At 67.4% G+C, this 18,214-nt stretch carries 13 protein-coding genes; 7 read left to right on the plus strand and 6 right to left on the minus strand.

The features are described 5' to 3' along the window. Positions 1 to 142: 142 nt before the first annotated feature. Together BMY06_RS11860 and BMY06_RS11865 are read right to left on the minus strand one after the other, a co-directional pair. Entirely contained in the window at positions 143 to 1,420 is a 1,278-nt protein-coding gene (locus BMY06_RS11860) for an MFS transporter (protein ID WP_065064188.1), read from the minus strand. A 43-nt stretch (positions 1,421 to 1,463) separates the two neighbouring features. Beyond that, a complete protein-coding gene (locus BMY06_RS11865) occupies positions 1,464 to 2,933 on the minus strand; it encodes a M20 family metallopeptidase (RefSeq protein ID WP_244144350.1) in 1,470 nt (489 codons plus the stop codon). 160 nt (positions 2,934 to 3,093) lie between these two features. Between BMY06_RS11865 and BMY06_RS11870 the strand changes: the two genes are divergently transcribed. Beyond that, positions 3,094 to 4,002 carry a LysR family transcriptional regulator gene (locus tag BMY06_RS11870; RefSeq protein WP_074983261.1) on the plus strand — a complete coding sequence of 303 codons (909 nt, stop codon included), beginning with the start codon at positions 3,094 to 3,096 and terminating at the stop codon, positions 4,000 to 4,002. Positions 4,003 to 4,265: 263 nt separating this feature from the next. Beyond that, entirely contained in the window at positions 4,266 to 6,101 is a 1,836-nt protein-coding gene (locus tag BMY06_RS11875) for a methyl-accepting chemotaxis protein (RefSeq protein WP_074983263.1), read from the plus strand. A gap of 126 nt (positions 6,102 to 6,227) precedes the next feature. Here the strand turns inward: BMY06_RS11875 and BMY06_RS11880 are convergent, their stop codons facing one another. Continuing rightward, positions 6,228 to 7,190 carry a response regulator gene (locus tag BMY06_RS11880; protein WP_065063845.1) on the minus strand — a complete coding sequence of 321 codons (963 nt, stop codon included), beginning with the start codon at positions 7,188 to 7,190 and terminating at the stop codon, positions 6,228 to 6,230. Positions 7,191 to 7,607: 417 nt separating this feature from the next. Between BMY06_RS11880 and BMY06_RS11885 the strand changes: the two genes are divergently transcribed. After that, positions 7,608 to 8,105 carry an acyl-CoA thioesterase gene (locus tag BMY06_RS11885; protein WP_065063843.1) on the plus strand — a complete coding sequence of 166 codons (498 nt, stop codon included), beginning with the start codon at positions 7,608 to 7,610 and terminating at the stop codon, positions 8,103 to 8,105. A 103-nt stretch (positions 8,106 to 8,208) separates the two neighbouring features. On the opposite strand, the gene BMY06_RS11890 is transcribed toward BMY06_RS11885, so the two are convergent. Both BMY06_RS11890 and BMY06_RS11895 read right to left on the minus strand, forming a co-directional pair. Beyond that, positions 8,209 to 9,663 carry a sensor histidine kinase gene (locus BMY06_RS11890; protein ID WP_065063840.1) on the minus strand — a complete coding sequence of 485 codons (1,455 nt, stop codon included), beginning with the start codon at positions 9,661 to 9,663 and terminating at the stop codon, positions 8,209 to 8,211. Between the two features lie 518 nt (positions 9,664 to 10,181). Beyond that, on the minus strand, positions 10,182 to 11,156 hold the full coding sequence (locus BMY06_RS11895) for a GlxA family transcriptional regulator (protein WP_074983265.1): 975 nt from the start codon (positions 11,154 to 11,156) through the stop codon (positions 10,182 to 10,184). A 139-nt stretch (positions 11,157 to 11,295) separates the two neighbouring features. Between BMY06_RS11895 and BMY06_RS11900 the strand changes: the two genes are divergently transcribed. Further along, positions 11,296 to 11,937, plus strand: a complete 642-nt coding sequence (locus BMY06_RS11900; RefSeq protein ID WP_065063836.1) for an HD domain-containing protein — start codon at positions 11,296 to 11,298, stop codon at positions 11,935 to 11,937. A gap of 96 nt (positions 11,938 to 12,033) precedes the next feature. Here the strand turns inward: BMY06_RS11900 and BMY06_RS11905 are convergent, their stop codons facing one another. Then, complete coding sequence (locus tag BMY06_RS11905) at positions 12,034 to 13,308, minus strand: MFS transporter (RefSeq protein WP_074983267.1); 1,275 nt, start codon at positions 13,306 to 13,308, stop codon at positions 12,034 to 12,036. A gap of 170 nt (positions 13,309 to 13,478) precedes the next feature. On the opposite strand from BMY06_RS11905, the gene BMY06_RS11910 reads away from it, so the two are divergent. The 3 genes from BMY06_RS11910 (at position 13,479) to BMY06_RS11920 (ending at position 18,188) form a co-directional block, all read left to right on the plus strand. Continuing rightward, positions 13,479 to 14,378, plus strand: coding sequence for a LysR family transcriptional regulator (locus tag BMY06_RS11910; protein WP_065063832.1), 900 nt, complete (start codon positions 13,479 to 13,481; stop codon positions 14,376 to 14,378). 118 nt (positions 14,379 to 14,496) lie between these two features. Continuing rightward, the gene (locus tag BMY06_RS11915) at positions 14,497 to 16,320 is read left to right on the plus strand and encodes a diguanylate cyclase (RefSeq protein ID WP_074983269.1); all 1,824 of its coding nucleotides are present in this window, start codon (positions 14,497 to 14,499) and stop codon (positions 16,318 to 16,320) included. 248 nt (positions 16,321 to 16,568) lie between these two features. After that, positions 16,569 to 18,188: an EAL domain-containing protein gene (locus BMY06_RS11920; protein WP_074983270.1), complete on the plus strand. Its 1,620-nt coding sequence runs from the start codon at positions 16,569 to 16,571 to the stop codon at positions 18,186 to 18,188. Positions 18,189 to 18,214: the final 26 nt, after the last annotated feature.

An 18,214-nucleotide genomic window follows, 5' to 3' on the forward strand; every position in this document is an offset into this window, starting at 1 on the left:
GTCCTCTCGCCGCGCGGCACGGGCGCTGGCCCGCGCCGTCGCGCGCATCGTCGGACAACCTAACACATCGGCGGTGACAGCGTGAAGTCCGCGTTCGGCGCGTGCATCGTGCACGAACCCCGCTGCGTGCAACGCACGCTCATCACGCCGCCGCGCGGCGCGGCAGCGGCTCCATCGGCACGCGGCTCACCCATGCGAGCGCCCCGAGACTGATGATCGCCGTGAGGATCAGGTAGTAGCCCGGCGCGCTCTTGTCGCCGGTCGCGCCCAGCAGCCAGGTGACGATGGCGGGCGTGAAGCCGCCGAACACCGTCACGCCCACGTTGTAGCCGATCGCCATGCCGGTCGCGCGCGTGGCGGCCGGGAAGATTTCGGCCATCAGCGCGGGCAACGCGCCGAAGTAGATCGACTTGAGCAGCGCGAGCCAGGCGATCAGCACATAGAGCGCGAACGCACTGCCGCTGGATGTGGCCCACACGAAACCGGGGTACGCGCTCACGGCGAACAGGAGCGCGATCCACGTCATCTGGCGGCGTCGGCCGATGCGATCGGAGACGTGGCCCGCGAACGGCGTGACCACCGTGAGGATCACGCCGCCCAGCATGGTCGCCGCAAAGCCCGTGGTCGCCGGCAGATGCAGTTCCCGGATCGCGAACGTGGGCACGTATTGCAGCAGATAGTTCACCGCCGTCGACACGGTCAGCAATCCAATTGCGGTCAGCACGAGACGTTTTTGCTGCGCGAGCACGGCGCGCACGGGCGATGTGCTGTGCTCGGCCTGCGTGAAGTCCTCGGCGTCCTGAAGAAAGCGTCGCAGATACAGCCCCACGGGGCCGATCAGCAAGCCGAAGAAGAACGGCAGACGCCAGCCCCACGCGGCGAGATCGGCGGGCGCCATCGTCTTCGCGAGGCCGAAGCCGAACGACGCCGCCAGCAAGGTCGCGAGCCCTTGCGTCGCGAACTGCCAGCTCGCGATAAAGCCGCGCCGATGCGGCGCATGTTCGATCAGCAGCGCCGTCGACGCGCCGAATTCGCCGCCCGCCGAGAAGCCCTGCACGAGGCGCGCCGCCAGCACGAGCAACGGCGCGGCCACGCCGATCGACGCGTAGTCGGGCACCAGCGCGATGATCGCCGTGCCGAGCATCATGAGGCTCACGGAGAGCATCAGCGCCGCCTTGCGGCCGCGTTTGTCGGCGTATGCGCCCAGCACCATGCCGCCGAGCGGGCGCACGAGATACGAGGCACCGAACGCGCCGAAAGTCAGCAACAGCGAGGCGGTCTCGTTCGCGGCCGGAAAGAAGTGCTTGCCGATAAAGACCGCGAAAAAGCCGTAGATGGCGATGTCGAACCATTCGAGCGCGTTGCCGACCGAGGTGGCGACGACGAGCTGCATGAGACTGGGCGTGCGTTTCGTGGACATGATGTTGGGCGCGCGCGGCGCAGGCAAAAAGTGACGATGACGGCTAGCGGACGGCGTGATCCGCAGCGCTCGCGGAACGCGCCGCGAGCCGCTGCGCATCCGCGCCGAGGTCGAACCAGAGTCCCGCCATCACGGCGAGCGACTCGCGCGCGACGCTGCCGAGCAGATGCTCGTTCGGCGCGTGCTGCGCGCACGCCGGATACGAATGCGGCACCCACAGCGTGGGCAGGCCGAGCGTTTCGGCGAACACATCGTTCGGCACCGTGCCGCCGAGGTTCGGCAGCAGCGCGGGCTTCTTGCCGGTGCTCGCGCGCAGCGAATCGAGCGCCCAATGCACCCACGCGTCGTCCGGATCGAGACGCGTGGCGGCCGCCGTCTGCATCACGCGCACGCGCACTTCCGGAAAGCCGAGCCGCGCGAAATGCGCCTCCAGATGCTCGCCCACGCGCCGGTAATCGGTGCCCACGACGAAGCGCAACTGGCAGGTCGCCTGCGCGCGCGGCGGAATCGCGTTGACGGGCGCATCGGGATTGCCGGCCTTGAACGCGAGCACTTCGAGCGTGTTCCAGGCGATCACGCGTTCGGTGGGCGTGAGGCCCGGTTCGCCCCAATCGGCGTCAATGGCAGGCGCGTTGTCGTCGCCGCCCAGTTCGATGTCGGCGAGCGCCGCGCGCACGCTTGCGGGCACGGGCGGCGGACGCAGCCCTTCGACGGCAATCGCGCCGTGCCGGTCGACGAGGCTCGCAATCGCGTGCGAAAGCACGATGGCCGGATTGCGCAGCGCGCCGCCCCAGTTGCCCGAGTGATGCGCGCCTTCGCGCAGATCGATCAGAAGTTCGAAGGTCACGCCGCCGCGCGAGCCGAGGAAGATCGTCGGGCGCTGCGCGCTCACACGCGGACCATCGGACGCGATGAAGACGTCGGCGGCCAGCGCGTCGCGTTCGGCGGCGCAGACTGCGTCGAGGCCCGGCGAGCCGATTTCCTCGCCGGTTTCGAAGATCACCTTCACGTTGTAGCCGAGCTTGCCCTCGCGCGCGGCCAGCACCGCCGCCAGCGCCGCGAAGTTGACCGAATGCTGGCCCTTGTTGTCGGCGCAGCCGCGTCCGTACCAGCGGTCGCCCTCCACGCTCACGCGCCATGGCGCGAGGCCCGCGCGCCACTGGTCGTCGTAGCCGCGCACCACGTCGCCGTGGCCATAGGTCAGCACGGTCGGCAGCGCGGGATCCTCGATACGTGTGGCGATCAGAAACGGCGCGCGCGCGTTCACCGGGTTCGCCGCGAGGCGGCTCGTGAAGCCCAGTTGCGCGAGCGCGGGCGCGATCTCGTCGCTGAGATAGGCGCGCAGCGCGTCGGCCTGAGCGGGATTCTGGCTTTCGGTGCGAAACGCCACGCGGCGTTCGAGGTCGCGCAGGAAGTCGCCGGAATCGAAGTGGCGCAGCGCAGCGTCGATGGCCTGCTGGCGTTGCACCGACGTTTCATCGGCGCTGGCGTGAGCGTTGAGGTGAGCGTTCACGGAGTCTCCTTTCATGTCGATCGAGCGTCGATCAAAGCGTTTCGCGGATGCGGAATGAAAGCAGTCTAGGAACGTCAAAAATTCGCAACAATTTCAAATTTTGCGGATAGCATTGCCGAAAAGGCAACGCACCCATCGATCGCATCCCGGAGAGTTCGTCATGCTGCACGGCATCGCCCTGCGCTATTTCGTCGAGGTCGCGCGCACCGGCTCGCTCGCCGCCGCCTCGCAGACGCTGCACGTGGCCGTCTCGGCCATCAGCCGCCAGATCGGCAAGCTCGAAGAGGACGTCGGCACGCCGCTGTTCGAGCGCATGCCGCGCGGCATGGTGCTCACGGAGTCCGGCGAGCGCCTCGCCGCGCATGCGCGCCGCGCGCTGCTCGAAGGCGACGCCGTGCTCGCCGAAATCGCCGCCGCCAAGGCGCTCGGACGCGGCATCGTGCGCGTCGGCTGCACCGAGGGCTTCACGCGCTCGTTCCTGCCGAGCGTGCTCGCGCGCCATCACGCGGCCGTGCCGCACGTACAGTTCATGTTGCGCGCCGGCACGCCCGCTCAGGTCGAGCACTGGGTCGCGGCGGGCGAAGTCGATCTCGGCCTCGCGTTTTCGGGCGGCGATCCGGCGAAAGTGCACGTGGAATACACCGCGCGCGCGAGCGTCTGCGCGCTGCTCAATCCGGCGCATCCGCTCGCGCAACGCGCGTCGCTCACGCTCGCCGATCTGCGCGACTATCCGGTCGCGCTGCTCGAACGCGGCAACACCGCGCGCCAGCTGCTCGACGAATGCTGCGCGCGCCAGGGCGTCCAGCTCGCACCGATCCTCACGAGCAATAATTCGAGCGCGCTGCATGCATTCGCCGCGCTCGCGAACGCCATCACGCTCGGCAGCCGCCTCTCGCTCGCGGGCCTCCAGCATCTGAGCGACGATCTCGCGCTGGTCGCGCGCCCCATCGACGAACCCGAGCTGAGCCAGCGCAGCCTCTGCATCACGACCATGCGCGAGCGGCGCCTGTCGTCGGCGATCGAAAGCGTGTTGAAAGCGCTGATCGAGGCGATCGAAGCGGCTGCCTGAATGCGCCGCCGAATTCGGCACGGCAAACGTTTCGTCCCTAAAAAATGGCGCCGATCCGGAAGATCGCAAACGATTTGCGAAATGTCATGCGCGGCGCATCGCGCGCCTTCAGTTCCCATCCGGCGCGCCGATAAACAGGTCGGGAAGGCGGCCATGCATCGCCTTCCCGCCATGCACCTGGCGCCGGCGACGCACGCGATCGCGCCGGCCCGCCACGGAACGGAGACCGCTCCATCTGGAGCCGCACGGGAAATCAGGAAAACGTGAAGCGACTATCGTTGAAACAGAAGGCGTGGAGCATCGTCGCGCTGTTGTGGATCGCCCTCATCGTGCTGGTCGTGGTCAACGCGATCATGACGCGCACCGGCATGCTCGAAGACCGCAAGGCGTCGCTCGCGCAGCAGACGCAGACCGCGCTCGGCACGGTCGCTTACTTCCAGAAAGAAGCGGCGGCGGGCCATCTGTCCGTCGACGAGGCCAAGCGCCAGGCCATCGCCGCGCTGCGCGGCATGCGCTACGGCGCGGACCAGAGCGGCTATTTCGGCATTTACGACAGCGCGGTGCTCGCGCTGCTCGTGCCGCCCAAGCCCGAACTCGAAGGCAAGAGCCAGGCGAACATGACCGATCCGAACGGCACGCCGGTCGCCGCGGAGATCGTCAAGAGTTCGTCGGCGGGCGGCAATCACTTCAGCACCTACGTCTGGCCCAAGCCGGGCCACAGCAAGCCGGTCGGCAAGATCACCTATGCGGACGTGGTGCCCGACTGGGACTGGCACGTGTTCACGGGCGTCTACGTGGACGATATCGACGATGCCTTCTTCGCCTCGCTGCTGCGCAATCTCGCGCTCGTGATGCTGATCGGCGCGGCGCTCACGCTCGGCATGTTCTGGCTGATCCGCAGCATCCGCGCGAGCCTCGGCGGCGAGCCCGATTATGCGGCCGACATTTGCGAGCGCATCGCCTCGGGCGATCTCACGGCGCGCGTGCAGGTCGCGAGCGGCGACGATCGCAGCCTGCTGCATGCGATGAGCCAGATGCAGCGTCAGCTCGTCGATACGGTGCAGCGCATTCAGACTTCGGCGGAATCGATCACCACGGGCGCGCAGCAGATCGCCGCGGGCAATCTCGATCTTTCCTCGCGCACCGAGGAGCAGGCCGCTTCGCTGCAGGAAACCGCCGCGAGCATGGAACAGCTCACGACCACGGTGAAGCACAACACCGACAACGCGCGTCAGGGCAACACGCTCGCCGTCAACGCGTCGGACGTGGCGGCGCGCGGCGGCGACGTGGTGCGCCGCGTGGTGCAGACCATGCACGATATTTCGGAAACCTCGAAGCGCGTCGAGCAGATCATCGGCGTGATCGACGGCATCGCGTTCCAGACCAACATTCTCGCGCTGAACGCCGCCGTGGAAGCGGCGCGCGCGGGCGAACAGGGACGCGGTTTCGCGGTGGTCGCGGGCGAGGTGCGCACACTCGCGCAACGCAGCGCGGGCGCGGCGAAGGAAATCAAGGAACTGATCGGGCAGTCGGTCGCGCAGGTGGTGGAAGGCTCGAAGCTCGTCGACGAAGCGGGTTCGACGATCGACGAAGTGGTCCAGCAGGCGCGCCGCGTGGCCGATCTGATGGGCGAGATCGCGGCGGCGTCCGAGGAGCAGCACACGGGCATCGAGCAGGTGAACCGCGCCGTTTCGCAGATGGACGAAGTCACGCAGCAGAACGCGGCGCTGGTGGAAGAAGCGTCGGCGGCGGCGCAGTCGATGGCCGCGCAATCGAACGGTTTGCGCGACGTGGTGGCGGTGTTCCGCATCGGCTCGCAGACGGCGATGCACGCGAGCGCGCCGACAACGCCAACGCAGCCCGCACGCCAGGCGCGCGGCGCGCAAGCGGTTCGCAGCGCGCCGGTTGGCGGGAAATCCGCGAAATCCGTGCAAGCCACGCCAGCCCCGCAAACCGCGAAATCGAACGAAGTGCTGAAGCGTCCGAATCTCGCTGCGAGCGCGAAAAGCGCCGGCGCAACGAAGGCTGCTTCGCCTGCCTCCTCGCCCTCGCCCGTCGCCGCGACTGCGGGCAGCGATGAGGACTGGGAAACGTTTTAAGCCTTTTAAGTCTCGCGTGAGCGCTTCACGAATCGCTCACGCGATCAACGCAAAACACCCATAAAAAAAGGCGCACGCTTCACGGCGTGCGCCTTTTTTATCGTCCGCATCGAGCGGATCGATACCTCATGCCTCGCGCCGCGAACGCATCCATTGCGCGAACGTCACGCACTCCTGCGCGAGTTCCACGCCTTCGATGCGCGTCCAGCTATAGTGCGCGTCGGGCGAACCCGGCAGCGGCTGCGGCTCGGCGAACTCCACGCGCGCCATGCCTGGACGGTACGCCTCGTTGGGCCAGAACACCGGCATGATGCGCCGCCCTTCCATTTCCTCGCGCAGCGCCGACGGACCGCCTTCGTCGGTCACGACGTCGCATTGCGCGTCCCAGTCGTGCGCGTCCCACGCGAGAAAGACGCCCGGATTGCCCGACGCGTCGAACGTGAGCACGGCGTTCTGCTCGGGCCGCCAGTAGTATTCGACGAGCCGTTCGCGCTGCGCCAGCGCATGCAATGCGTCGTTGGTGCGCCGGTCGGCGTAGATCGCGCCCACGCCATGCACGCCGATATGCCCGCGCCCCGCGCAATGCTTCTGCTGCGCGTTGGCGAGCGCGTGCGCGAGCTTGCGCGTCATGCCCGGGTCGGACTTCTTCAGGTAGAAGTGGATGAGGCCCGCGTTGAAGGCGTCCACGGCATGCGACTCGTCGGCGGTGCCGGTCAGCAGGATGCGCGTGCAGTTCACGTCCTTCACCGAGTCGAGGAATTCGAGGCCGTCCTGGCCCGGCATGTCGTAATCGACGACGATGGCCGCCACTTCCTCGAAGCGCGAGGCGTCGGCGAGCGCGTCGTGACCGAGCGCATTGCCGCCTTTCTTTTCGAACTCCGACCACGCTTCGCCCGACATCGGGCTATGGGCCGCGCCGCGCGCGCCGCGCTGTTCGATAAACGCACGCGCCTCTTGCTGCGAAGTGAAGAAATGATGCGTGGGCAGGTTCGGAAAGAGACCGCGCAACGCGTGCAGGAAATCCGCGCTGTCGTCGAGAAAGACCACGGATACGGGGTAAAAAACCGGCTGTCTGACGATGGAACTCATGTATTTGCCTCGGTGAACGCGCCGTCATGCGCCGCGCTTTCACGTCTCGTGCTCGAAGAACAGATGCGATGGCGGCAGGAGCCTCGCGCGGGCTCCGGCATTACGGCAAGCTGCACCGCCTTGCCGCCGCCCGGTGATTATGGGGCCTCGCGGGCGCACTCGGCAACCATTCGGCCAGCGCCAGGCCACGCCGCTGCGCCGACGCCACAACCCCGGCTCCATGCGCGATCGCGCAGAAAACGTTTGCGCGCATCGCCATTGCGCGCCAATCCAGCCAAACCTTCGAGCGCCGCCTCGAGTATGTGGCCACAGCGGTATTGGCTGCCGGGGAACGCGCACAGAATTGGGGGCATGTCTTCAAACATCGAAGACATGCGCGGCCGCCGCAAGCGGCCATTCCGATCTGGAGTCAATCGCATGAATGCCCGTGAATCGATCCCCGCAGTGCTCTCCCGTGGCGCCAACGGATTTTCCGACGAAATCATGGAGGCTAAGCCGAGCAAGACTTTCCATCACGTCATCGATATTTATCTCAAGGACTCGAATGCTTTCATGAACACGTATTTCGCCCGCTATTTCGAGTGGCAGGGCATTTGCCGCGAGCGCTGGTTCCACGAATGCATCCATAACAATCTGCTCGCGGCGGGCGGCGTCTTCGTGACGAAGCGCGCGCATCAGGAATATGTGCAGGAGACGTTTCCGTTTCAGCGCGTCGACTGCTACATGAACACCTTCCAGGTGCGCCAATGCTCGGCCTATCTCGTGTTCCGTTTTTGCGTGGACGGACGGCCCGTTTCGCTCGGCTACCAGCAGATTCTCTTTGCCGGCACCGACAAGCGGATTCGCCGTTTCCCGCCGGGGATCATCGAGCGCGTCAAGGAATACGAGCTCGTTCTGCCGACCAGCGCGAATTGAGCGCGTCCGGTGCTTCGTTCGCCGCGCCAGGAAAGCGGCAACGCGGCGGCATGCTGTCTGAAACCGAGGCAGGCGGTCATCCGGTAGAAACTGCCGGATACGCTCAGCCCGCGTAGTCCTGCCCCGCCGTGCGGCGGGGCTTCCCCGGCGACTCGTGCAGCGCGCGGTCCGCCGGGGAACCCGGCTCGGGCAGTTGCAGCGTGAAGGTGGTCGCGAGCCCCGGCACCGACTCGCAGACGATCGTGCCGCCCAGCGCGTCGGCCACGCGGCGGCAGAACGCCAGCCCCATGCCCGCGCCCTTGCCGTGCGATTTGGTCGAATAGAACGGCTCGAAGATATGCGGCAGCACATCGGGCGCGATGCCCGGCCCGCTGTCCGTGAAGCGCAGCACGCAGTAGCCGTTCTCGCTCGCCGCGCTGATCTCCACGCGCCCCGCGCCCACCGCGTGAATCGCGAACAGCGCGTTCTTCAGCAGATTGAACAGCACGAACACGACCAGCGAATCGGAGCCCGAAAAGCACAGTTGCGGATCGATGGCCTCGACCTGCACCATCTCGCGTTCGCCGGGCCGGAACGGAAAGCGCTCGAGCGCCGCGTTGACGCACGAGCGGATCGGAAAGGCCTCGAAGCTGCGCCGGTCGAGCCGGTCGAGCGTGAACGACGCCAGCGACATCTCGACCACCGTGCTGGTGCTGTCGACCTGACGGCGGATCGAGGTGGCCAGCGTCGACAAACGTTCCGACTGCCCCGGATACAGTCCATCGACGCAAAGCTGGTGCTGCACCGCGAGCTGATAGCCGCGCATGAGTTCGGGCAGCACGTTGCCGATTTCCTCCGCATGCATGCCGATGGCCGCGAGCGGCGTGGCCACTTCATGCGCCACCGTGGCGGCGAGCAGATACGGCCGCATGAGCCCGTAGCGCACGATGGTGACGGCGAGAATACCGAGGCTCACGGCGATGAACACCGCGCCCACCGGATAGAACGCGATGCCGTAATTGACCGCGTAATCGGTCGCCGCCACGCCATAGAGCCCGAGGCTCAGCAGGCACAGATCGAGCAGCTTGCGGCGGTCGCGCGCCTCGGTCTGGCGTCGCGCCGAGAGCAGCAGCCAGCCGCTGCGCAAGGCGAGCAGCACGGTCTGCGCGACGTGCAGCGGATGCAGCAGTCCCGCATGCGGATACTTGCCGAAGAAGAACGTGCCGTAGCCCGACACGACTTCGTCGCTGACCGCGAGCAGCATCGCGAGCACGACGCTCAGCCCGTACGACGCGAGCAGCAACGGCCGTTCGCTGCGCCGCGCGCTCACTTCGATCACGAAGTGATAGAACGTGGTGGGCAGGAACAGGATGAAGAGATAACCGAACTTGACCAGCACGCCCGCCAGTTCGGGGTCCGAGGTCTGGAACAGGAATGCCCACGTGCCTTGCCAGACGAAGGTGGTCGCGCACATCGATGCGAACGGCACCGAGAGCCGCGTGACGCCTTCCGTCAGCAGTACGTACACGCCGAATCCGAGAAACAACGCGGACACGAACGCGGGCAAGATCGAGTACATAAAAATATGTCGCGTGGGTTTTTGTTTTTGCTGAACGGCGCACGGCGCGGACTCAGCGTGCATCGCACATCGTTTCCTGCGCAACCTTCGCGCCCGCTCCGTACGCGCATCATGCACGCCCCGGCGTGATGCCGCGCGACGATGCGCGTTCGCGCGTGGCGCCCTGGCCGCGTCTCCCGTTGACGGGATATCCCCGTGCGGCCCGTTCCGTTTGCTGCCTGATTGCGTAATTGACTGCGTGCCTGACTGCGAGTTCGCTTGCGAGTTCGCTTGCGAGTTCGGTTGCGTGCCGGATTGCGCCATTGAGCCGCTTCGAGCGGCGCCCCGGAATCTCGCTCGCGGGCCGGGCCCGCCGCCTTCATGCACGCCGCATCGGCCACGGCGCGCGCCGTTCGAACTCCGCGATTATCGCCGGGATCGTCGCCTTCTGTATGAAATATTCCCGCGTTCCGCGCGCCGGATGCCGCGCGGGCTGGCGCTTTGATGCGCGACGGGTCAGGTTCGCGATAAACGGCCTTTTATGCCGCCGCGTGCGCCGCGCCCGCGAAGCGCCGGCGGTACTCGGCGGGCGTCACGCCGACGTGTTTGAGGAAGGCGCGGCGCAGCATGTCGGCGTTCGCGAAACCGCAGCGCGCGGCCACGCGCTTGGGCGCCTCGTCCTGCGTGTCGAGCAGCGCGCGCGCCGCGTCGACGCGCGCCGTCTCCACCCACGCCGCGGGCGTCACGCCCACTTCGGCCTGAAAGAGCCGCGCGAAATGGCGTGGACTCAGGTTCACCCGCGCGGCCAGTTCCGGCACGCGATGCGGCAACTCCGGATTCGCCGCCACCCAGCGCTGCAATTCCTGTAACGCCGAGCGCCCGGCCGGCTGCGTCTCGCCCTTGCGGCTGAATTGCAGCTGGCCGCCGGGCCGCTTGAAGAACATCACGAGCTGACTGGCCACACGCAGCGCGATCTCGCGCCCGAGATCCTCCTCGACGAGCGCCAGCGCGAGATCGAGCCCCGCCGTCACGCCCGCCGCCGTGCGCAGCTTGCCGTCGCGCACGTAGAGCGAATCGGGCTCGATGACCACGCCGGGACACGCCTGCGCAAGCGCGTCCACGGACGCCCAGTGCGTGGTCAGCCGGCGCGATTCGAGCAGGCCGCTCGCGGCCAGCGCGAACGCGCCCGTGCAGACCGAGCCGAAGCGCCGCGAGCGCGCCGCCGTGGTGCGCAGCCAGTCGCGCACGCGCGGCGCGAGCTGCTGGGTGGCGGCGTCGGGCGCACCGGCGACGAGCAAGGTGTCGATGCGCTCCGTCGTCTGCCCCGCCACCGCGTCGGGCAGCAGACGCGCGCCCGACGAACTGCGGATCGGGCCCGCGCGGCACGCGATCACGCGCAGGTCGTAGAACGCGCGGCCCGACTCCGTGTTGGCCTGGGCGAAGACGTCGAGCGGGCCGCTCACGTCGAGCAGCTGCACGCCGGGCAGCGCAAGAATGGCGACGATTCTGGGCATGAGGATCGGGCTCCGGAGGGCACGCGGGCGCTATGTCCTGATTCCGCGTGAAATGGCAGAAATCGACGTTCTCAGTCGAATCCAGACAATGCTAGCACAGTCCAGAATGACTTCCACACCCACCCGACGGAGTCCCGCCATGAGCCTCGAACTCGCAGACGTTGCCATCCCCGATAGCCAGCTTGCACGCGAAATCACCGAATTCGTGCGCGATACCGAATCGCCCTTGCTGTTCAACCATTCGAGCCGCGTGTATTACTTCGGCGCGCTCGCGGGCCTCAAGCGCGAATTGAAGTTCGACCGCGAACTGCTCTATGCGGGCGCGATGTTCCACGACGTCGGCCTCACGCACGCGCACAGCAGCGCGCACGAGCGCTTCGAGGTGGACGGCGCGAACGCGGCGCGCGACTTCCTGCGCGCGCGCGGCATCTCGCAACAGGATATCGATCTCGTGTGGACGTCCATCGCGCTTCACACCACGCCTGGCATCCCTCAGCACATGCATCCGGTGATCGCGCTGGTGACGGCGGGTGTCGAAATGGACGTGCTCGGCCTCACGTATCACGAGTACAGCCACGCCGAGCGCGACGCCGTGGTGCACGCGCATCCGCGCACGCCGCATTTCAAGGAAGACATCATTCAGACCTTCTACGACGGCATCAAGCACAAGCCCGAGACGACCTTCGGCAACGTGAAGGCCGACGTGCTCGCCGACAAGGACCCGCATTTCCACGCAGGCAACTTCTGCAGCGTGATCCGCTGTTCGGCTTGGGCCGCGTGACGTACGTGTCAAAGTCCGCGTGAATAAAAAAGCGCGCAGCCGGTGAAGCCGGCGCGCGCCTGTTTGCATCGGCGATGCTCGTTATGATTCGCGGCTTCAGATTGGCGCGCGAGCGAGCGCCTGTCTGCGTGCGATCACGATGCCCAGCGCGCCGCACGCCGCCAGCAACGCGAACGCAAAACCCGCCACCGAAGGCCACTGGCCCTTCTGCCAGAACCAGCCGCCCCACGAACCCAGCACGCTCGATCCCAGGTAATACGCCAGCAGATAGAGCGACGTGGCGTGCCCCTTCGCGCCGTCCGCGAGTTGCCCGACCCAGCCGCTCGCGACCGAATGCGTCGTGAAGAAGCCCACGGTCAGCACCACGATGCCGATCACCACCAGCGCCAGCGCGCTCGACAACGTGAGCGCCAGCCCGACGGCCGCGACGATCACGCCGCCGATCAGCACCGGCGCGCGTCCGCAGCGATCCGCGAGCGCGCCCGCCGCCGACGCCGCCACGATGCCCGCGAAATACGCGCAGAAGATCATGCCGGTTTGCGTCGCGCTCAGATCGAACGGCGGCGCGAGCAGACGAAAGCCCGCGTAGTTGTAGACCGTCACGAACACGCCCATCGCGAGGCAGCCGGTGGCGAACACGGCAGGCAGCGTCGATGCGGACAGATGCTTGCGCCACAGCGCGACATGATGCGCGGGGCTCAGATCGGCGCGGCGCACGAAGTGGCGCGACGCGGGCAGCAGCGCGAAGAACGCCAGCGCCGCGATCACGTCGATCACCCCGATCGTCAGCATGGCCGTGCGCCATGACAGATGCTCCGCGAGCCAGCTCATGCCGACGCGCCCGATCATGCCGCCGAACGCGGTGCCGCCCACGTACAGCCCCATCGCAAGACCGAGGCCGCCCGCGGAGATTTCCTCGGCGAGATAGGCCATCGCCACCGCCGGGACGCCGCCGAGCGCGAAGCCTTCGAAAGCGCGCGCGATCAGAATGCCGTGCCACGACGGTTCGAGCGCGGCGATCACGTTGAAGAGCGCGGCCAGTGTCATCGATACGAAGATCAGACCGCGCCGTCCGACGCGCTCGGACAACGCGCCTGCGCAGAGGATCGAGATCGCGAGCAGGCCCGTCGAGAGCGAGAGCGCGAGCGAGCTTTGTGCCGCGCCGATATGGAACTCGCTCGCGAACACGGGCAGCAGCGGCTGCACGCAATAGAGCAGCGAGAACGTCGCGAAACCGGCGAGAAACAACGCGATGCTGATGCGCCGGTACGCGGACGAGCCGGGATCGACGCCCGTGCGGGTGGAGGCTGGCGAAGGTGCGGATGAAGCGGCCGGCGACGCGCGGCGCGTCGCGGCGAATTGGGTGTTCATGATGACGGGGCCTCGCGGCAAGCTGCAATGACGAGGCAAATTGTCCCGCCGCGTCGTTATACTGTCCAATATATGGAACTGGCTAACGCGATATGTTTTAGCACTGGCTCGCCAGCACATCCGTCACGCGCGTCACGCCTGAGCACGCCCACCGGAACCCGAGGCATCGCATGGAACTCCGTCATCTGCGCTATTTCGTGGCCGTCGCCGCCGAACGCAACTTCACCCGCGCCGCCGAAAAGCTCGGCATCGGCCAGCCGCCGCTGAGCCAGCAGATCAAGAGTCTCGAACGCGAGCTGGGCGTCGAGCTGTTCGTGCGCACGCCGCAAGGCGCCGCGCTCACGCAGGCAGGCGAGGCGTTTCTGGTCGAGGCGCGCCGCGTGCTCGACGACGCCACGCGCGCCGCCCAGGCCGCGCAACGCGCGGCGCGCGGCGAGTCGGGACAGATCCGCATCGGCTTCACCGGCTCGGCGGCGTTCAATCCGCTCGTGCCCACGCTGATCCAGCGTTACACGCAGCGCTTCCCCGCCGTGCAGCTCACGCTCGACGAAGCCAACACGCCGATCCTCGTGCAAGGTCTCGCCGAAGGCCGTCACGATGCCGTGTTCTTCCGCCCCGGCCGCACGACGCTGACCGAGCTGGACGGCATCGCGGTCCAGCGCCTGCCCGACGAGCCGATGAAGATCGTGCTGCCCTCGGCGCATCCGCTGGCCGCACGGCGGCGGCTGCCGCTGGCCGCACTCGCCAACGAGCCCTTCGTGCTGGTGCCCGGACCCGCGGGCATCACGCTGAACGAGGAAATCGTGCGCGCGTGCGCCGAAGCGGGCTTCAGTCCGCGGCTCGCGCAGCCCGCGCCGCAGATCGCGTCGGTCGTGAATCTGGTGGCGGCGGGCCTCGGCGTGTCGATCGTGCCCGCGGCCATCGCGCAGGTGCAGGTCAAGGGCGTGCGCTATCTTGACGTGACCGGCGTGCGCATGAGCGCGAAGCTCTCGCTCGGCTGGCGCGAAGGCGATACCTCGGCGACGCTTCGGCAGTTCGTCGCGCTGGCGCAGCACGCCGGACGCGACTGAAGCCGTCAAGCCGGGCGCGTTCGGCCACGTCACGCACCAAGCCCGCGCCGCGACCCGATGCTATGCTTGACGCCGCGCATTCCCGCAGACAGGCACATCTCCGAAGGGGCCGGGCACGATGCAGCGCAGCGCGCAGGACACCGCGAACCGCACGTCGGTGCGCGTTCTCTCCAGCATGATCATGAAGCGGCCGCATCTCGTGGTCACGCTCTGCTTTGGCGTGGCGATGCTGCTCGTCGCGCTCGTCGGCCTGCGCCAGCTTTACAACATGACGCGCTACGACCTGCAAAGCCGTCTGCGCGATCTGCAGGTGCGCGCCGTGGGCGTCGACGCGCTGATCGAAGCCGAGCGCCGCCGCCTGACCTTCCTGCGTAATTACGCCGAACACGTGCTCGCCGCCGCGCCCGAGGCGCGCGGCAGCATGCTCGACCCCGCCGTGCAGCGCGCGCTGCAAGCCAGCACGCAAGTCGCCTGGCAGACGACCGGCGAAGTGAACGGTCCGCCCGTGTTCGGCACCAACGCCGCGACGCTCGCGGGGCTGCCCGGTTTTCATCGCGACGACGTCGACCTGCCCGGCGACATCGCGCTCGCCCGCGCGATCAGTCCGCTCGTGGACATCAGCCAGCACGCCGACGCCGTGCAGAGCACCGTCGCCTTCATCTCGACGAACGGCGTCTTCGTGATCTCGCCCGAGCAGCACGGCATGAGCGTGCCCGCGCTGCTGCGTCGCTTCAGCAGCATGAACTACTATCGCGGCCAGCTTCCCGACCGCAATCCATCGCGCGACGTGCTCTGGACGCCGGTCTATACGGGCCTGCAAAAAGGCGAGGCCATCTCCACGCTCAGTGCGCCCATCTATCTGAACGACCGTTTTCGCGGCGCGGTGGTCATGGACATCACGCAGTCGCGTCTGCTCTCGCTGCAACTGGCGACGGCCGACCCCGGCGACGTACTGGAAAACGCGCCGCCGGTTGAATTCGGCCTCCTGAACAATAACGGCAACGTGGTCTACTTTCGCAACGGCGTGCTCACCGAGGAACGCCCGCGTCGTTTCAGCCTCGCGCTGCTGCAGATCGCGCGCGACTCCACCGGGCGCTGGATGCAGCGTGGCTCGGGCTATATCGAGCGGCGCGGCGATTACCTGCTGTATCAGCGCATCGGCCAGACGCACTGGATGCTGATGGCCGCCACCGACGACCGCGAACTCACGCTCGCCGCCGCGCGCCGCGTATTCAGCAGCCCGCTGATCGCCGCGTGGGCCGTGCTGGTCTTGCTGCTCGTCGGCACGCTTTTTATCGTCAAGAATATCTTCGGCAATTATGTGGAGGCGAGCGGACGGCTCGAAACGCTCGCGCGCAGCGACCCGCTCACGGGCCTCGCGAATCGCCGCCGCTTTCAGGAGGCGTTTGCCGAAACCGTCGAACGCGCGCAGCGCGCCGACGACACGCGTGACACGCAGGACGCGAACATGCCGAATGCAGGCGCCGCGTCCGATCGCTCCGCGCTCGCCGTGCTGATGCTCGACATCGACTATTTCAAGCGCGTGAACGACCGCTACGGCCACGCAGCCGGCGACGCCGTGCTCACGCTGCTCGCGCAGATCCTGCGCGCGAACCTGCGCGGCGTGGACGTGCCCGCGCGTCTCGGCGGCGAGGAATTCGCGGCGCTGCTGCCGGGCGCCGATCTCGCGACCGCCAGCGCCGTGGCCGAGCGCGTGCGGCTCGCGGTCGAGGTGCACGCGCAACATCTCGCCGGGCCCGCGAGCGCGGCGCATCCGGAAGCGATTCCGTTCACGGTGTCGATCGGCGTGGCGGTCTGTCCCGCCGACGGCCCCGCGCACTACGAACCGCTGCTGCAAGTCGCCGACCGGCGGCTCTACGTCGCGAAGGAAAGCGGGCGCAACCGCGTCGTGATCGCCGATCCGCAGACGCTCGGCGCGTAGCGCGGGCGTCACTTCGCGAACCCAGGCGGCATTCGGTTCCACCATTCGGGGCGCCACGCAGGGCGCGATTCAGCGTTCGCATTCATGCACGAATTCGCGCGCGCATTCGCGGGCAAATTCATGCGCAACGAATCGCCTGAATCGCCCGCCCCGCACTCGCTCGCGCTTCGGCGCGCAGTGCCGCATCGGCCCAACGCGAAAACCGCTAACATCGGGCGCAACGCTTTTCCCTCGCGTGCGCTCCCCGCATGAAACGACGACTGACCGCGCTGACGACGTTCTGTCTCGTGGCGCTTGCCCTCTCGGCAACGCTCGCGGCGGTGACGTATGCGTCCGACGCCGTCGTCGAGCGCAATCAGCGCCAGCAGGTCGACGAATATTCGCGCCGCGCGCTGATGCGCGCCGAACTCGTCACGAACGACGCCGTCGCCGCGTTGCGGGCGCTCACGAGTCTCGACAACACGCCGTGCACGCCCGCCCATCTGCAGGCGCTGCGGCAGACCGAGGAGCAGTTCCGCTACATCCGCAACGTGGCCTGGACCGACGGCGAGACCATCCGTTGCTCGTCGCTGCACGGCAACGTCGCGCGCACGCTGCCGCCGGCCGAATGGTCGTATGGCGCGGATTTCAGCGCGTGGCATTCGGAAATCGGCAAACGCGGCAACGAACTGCGCATGCTGAACATCCGTCTCGGCGCGCATATCGTGGTGATCGATCCGCGCTTCTATCTCGACATCGTCCCGCTCGACGACACCATCGAACTCGCGCTGCTCGAATCGGGCGACGGCACGATCATCGCGCGCTGGCCGCGTGCGAATGCCGAACTCGTGCAGGCCGCCTTCACGCGCGAGGGCGGCAAGCCCTTTTTCGAAAAGCGCTATTACGTGGTCGAACGCTCGCGCCGTTATCCGATTGCGGTGATCGCCTACGAGCCCGCCGACCGCGTGCGCCCCGACATGCTCGCGCAACTCAGGCTGTTCGCCGTGCCCGCGCTGCTTGCGAGTGGCTTCCTGACCTGGCTCGTACTGCGCTGGCGGCGCAAGCTGCGCACGCCGCGCAGCGCCCTGCTCGAAGGCATCCGGCGGCGGCAGTTCGCGGCGTGGCTGCAACCGATCGTCGATCTGCAAAGCGGACGCTGCGTGGGCGCCGAGGCGCTGGTGCGCTGGACGCTCGAAGACGGCACCGTGATCTCGCCCGACAGCTTCATCCCGATGGCCGAATCGCTCGGTCTGATCCACGCGATCACCGACCGCGTGATCGAGTCGGTGTTCGAGGGCGTGGGCGCGCTGCTCGCGAAGCGCCGCGACCTGCACGTGTCGATCAACCTCACGCGCGACGACCTGACTTCCTCGCGCGCGCTGCAAACGCTGCAAATCGGCTTCGCGAAACACGACGTGCACCGCGACCAGATCTGGTTCGAATGCATCGAACGCGCGTTCATCGACGCGAGCGAGACCGCGCCCGTGCTGCAACGCTATCGCGACGCGGGCCACAAGATCCTCATCGACGATTTCGGCACCGGCTATTCGAGTCTTTCGTATCTGCAGGACTTGCCCGTGGACGGCATCAAGATCGACAAGGCCTTCGTCAACGCGCTCGCGACCGGCGCTGAAGTCAACGCGATCGTGCCGCACATCATCGGCATCGCGCACGAGCTCGGGCTGATGATGATCGCCGAGGGCGTGGAGGTCGAGCAGCAGGCCGAGTATCTGCGCGAGCACGGCGTGCAGTTCGCGCAGGGCTGGCTCTACGCGAAGGCCATGCCCGCCGCCGAGTTCGCGCGCTGGGTCGCGGCTGCGCAGACGTCCGGGCCGTCCCCGGCGAAGCGCGAGGACGAAGCGGCGGCGCACGCCGCGCCGCGCGCCTGATCCGCGCCTCATTTCCAGCATATTGA

Origin of the sequence: Paraburkholderia tropica (assembly GCF_900109265.1) — a bacterium.
Taxonomy (GTDB): domain Bacteria; phylum Pseudomonadota; class Gammaproteobacteria; order Burkholderiales; family Burkholderiaceae; genus Paraburkholderia; species Paraburkholderia tropica.

Bases quoted from the DNA above. Each gene is read 5' to 3' on its own strand.
- BMY06_RS11860 (WP_065064188.1), bottom strand. From the start codon at position 1,420: ATGTCCACGAAACGCACGCCCAGTCTCATGCAGCTCGTCGTCGCCACC.
- BMY06_RS11870 (WP_074983261.1), top strand. From the start codon at position 3,094: ATGCTGCACGGCATCGCCCTGCGCTATTTCGTCGAGGTCGCGCGCACC.
- BMY06_RS11880 (WP_065063845.1), bottom strand. From the start codon at position 7,190: ATGAGTTCCATCGTCAGACAGCCGGTTTTTTACCCCGTATCCGTGGTC.
- BMY06_RS11885 (WP_065063843.1), top strand. From the start codon at position 7,608: ATGAATGCCCGTGAATCGATCCCCGCAGTGCTCTCCCGTGGCGCCAAC.
- BMY06_RS11890 (WP_065063840.1), bottom strand. From the start codon at position 9,663: ATGTACTCGATCTTGCCCGCGTTCGTGTCCGCGTTGTTTCTCGGATTC.
- BMY06_RS11895 (WP_074983265.1), bottom strand. From the start codon at position 11,156: ATGCCCAGAATCGTCGCCATTCTTGCGCTGCCCGGCGTGCAGCTGCTC.
- BMY06_RS11900 (WP_065063836.1), top strand. From the start codon at position 11,296: ATGAGCCTCGAACTCGCAGACGTTGCCATCCCCGATAGCCAGCTTGCA.
- BMY06_RS11905 (WP_074983267.1), bottom strand. From the start codon at position 13,308: ATGAACACCCAATTCGCCGCGACGCGCCGCGCGTCGCCGGCCGCTTCA.
- BMY06_RS11910 (WP_065063832.1), top strand. From the start codon at position 13,479: ATGGAACTCCGTCATCTGCGCTATTTCGTGGCCGTCGCCGCCGAACGC.
- BMY06_RS11915 (WP_074983269.1), top strand. From the start codon at position 14,497: ATGCAGCGCAGCGCGCAGGACACCGCGAACCGCACGTCGGTGCGCGTT.
- BMY06_RS11920 (WP_074983270.1), top strand. From the start codon at position 16,569: ATGAAACGACGACTGACCGCGCTGACGACGTTCTGTCTCGTGGCGCTT.